Below are 2,033 nucleotides of genomic sequence, written 5' to 3' on the forward strand. Positions count from 1 at the left end.
CGTCCTGCTATGCAATAATCAGTCGTATCGTTCTCCAATGTATCCTTATCTTGAACGATTACCTTTCCATTACTATCTTTTTTTATAAAGGGTAAGGTACCAGATGCTGCGGCCAGTTGCGGTTCATGAGATGCGAGGCTATTCAAGATAGCTTGGGCAGTATGGTCTATTAATTTAGGTGGAAACTGTGCCTGTAAAGTCTGGCGGTATTTTTCTATAAAATTTTCTAGTAATTGGTTCAGCGTTTCATCATAACCTGCTAGACTGGCATCAACCTTAGACATTAAATTCAAACTCTTAGAAGAAAATGCTATCCATCCATCAGCATAGTCTTGAAAGATTTGGTCAATCCATGCATGTATTGCCTTTATTGTATCCTCTTTTATGGCTATTTTTTTACTGATTCCTTTGCTTATTGTTTTTTTTCCTTTTGCGTTTTTATCACCAACTGGCCGTAAAAATAGACTATACACTTTAATCAACTGATAATAGGTAAATGCTTCATAACTAGTATGGTAAGCTTCTGCATCTGAACCTGCATCTGAACCCTTTTTTTGTTTATAGCTTATGTATAAATCAGCCTTTTGCTTAACAGAATTGAATAAATTGATTAATAGCTGATACATAGCACCGCTATCTTTTTCAAAATCTTTTGAATCAGTAAGCTGATATAGACCCATGCATAGGTTACCCAATGTTTCTAGATTGGTTGTTTGCAAAATTGTTGCATCTCCTACCAGTGCTTGAATCCGTTTAACTAAACAAGGAACAACCTCCGTGTATATCCTTAATCTAGAGTCAGCTATAAGTTTGCAACATGCTTTCAATAAACGAGTAACAGATACCATAGTTGCCTGGGGCAGGATGTTATCCCAATCAGCTTGCCGGCCAAGAAAATCCAATACTGCTAAAAATATATCGTTTTGGGTATGATCCGATGCAGATAATAAATTACTATGATCTATACACAAAAACCTAGAAAAGGAAGCAATTAGTTCAATAAGGTCTTGAACGGTAGCAGCATCAAAAACTAATTGTTCCTTGATTATATGAGCAGCAATATGTAAACAGCCATCTTTACTATCTGCTTGGTCCTTAAATTTAGAAAGCCCATTGACTAGAGTGGATAAGCCTTGTGAAGTAAACGCTTCTAGATATCTATTATTTTCCTTGATTTTTTTGTTGACGTATTGGGCAATTTCTTGACAGACATGCTTGCTGTTTTCTTGTTCGTTCCATTTAGAGAACCCATTTACTAGAGTGGATAAATCTTGTGAATTAAATGAATTAAAATATGTATTCTCTTCCTTGATTTTTTTGTTGATGTATTTGGCAATTTCTTGACAGGCATTTTGGGTATCTACTTGTTCGTTCCATTTAGAGAACCCATTTACTAGAGTGGATAACTCTTGTGCATTAAACCTGTTAAGATATGTATTCTCTTTCTTGATTTTTTGATTGATGTATTGCGCAATTTCTTGACAAGCATTTTGGGTATTTTCTTGTTCGTTCCATTTAGAGAACCCATTTACTAGAGTGGATAACTCTTGTGCATTAAATTCGTTAAGATATCTATTATTTTCCTTGATTTTTTTGTTGATATATTTAGCAATTTCTTGACAAGCATTTTGGGTATTTTCTTGTTCGCTCCATTTAGAGAACCCATTGACTAGAGTGGCTAAACCTTGTGCATTAAATGCGTTAAGATATGTATCCTCTTCCTTGATTTTTTTGTTGATGTATTTGGCAATTTGTTTACAAGCATTTTGGGTATCTGCTTGTTCTTGCCATTTAGCGAACCCATTGACTAGATTGGCTAAATGTTGTGGACTAAACGCTTCTAGATATGTATTCTCTTCCTTGATTTTTTTGTTGATGTATTTGGCAAGCTTTTCACAAGCTTGTTGCATTATTTCATTCCTAGGCCATTTGCTAAATCCATTGACTAATAAACATAATGATTGAGGGTCATAGGTTGCTAAATCTGCATAAGATTTATTAATATGCTTTGCAATTTTTTGACAGGCTTGTTG

General features: G+C 34.7%; 1 protein-coding gene. It reads right to left on the bottom strand.

Annotated elements, in window-relative coordinates; all coding sequences use genetic code 11:
• Positions 1-2,033 (bottom strand): hypothetical protein (locus MUW74_RS04070; protein WP_243553093.1); only part of this gene is annotated, 2,033 nt, incomplete at both ends.

The sequence above is a fragment of the Candidatus Cardinium sp. cBcalN2 genome (assembly GCF_022810445.1).
In the GTDB taxonomy this organism is placed as follows: Bacteria; Bacteroidota; Bacteroidia; order Cytophagales; family Amoebophilaceae; genus Cardinium.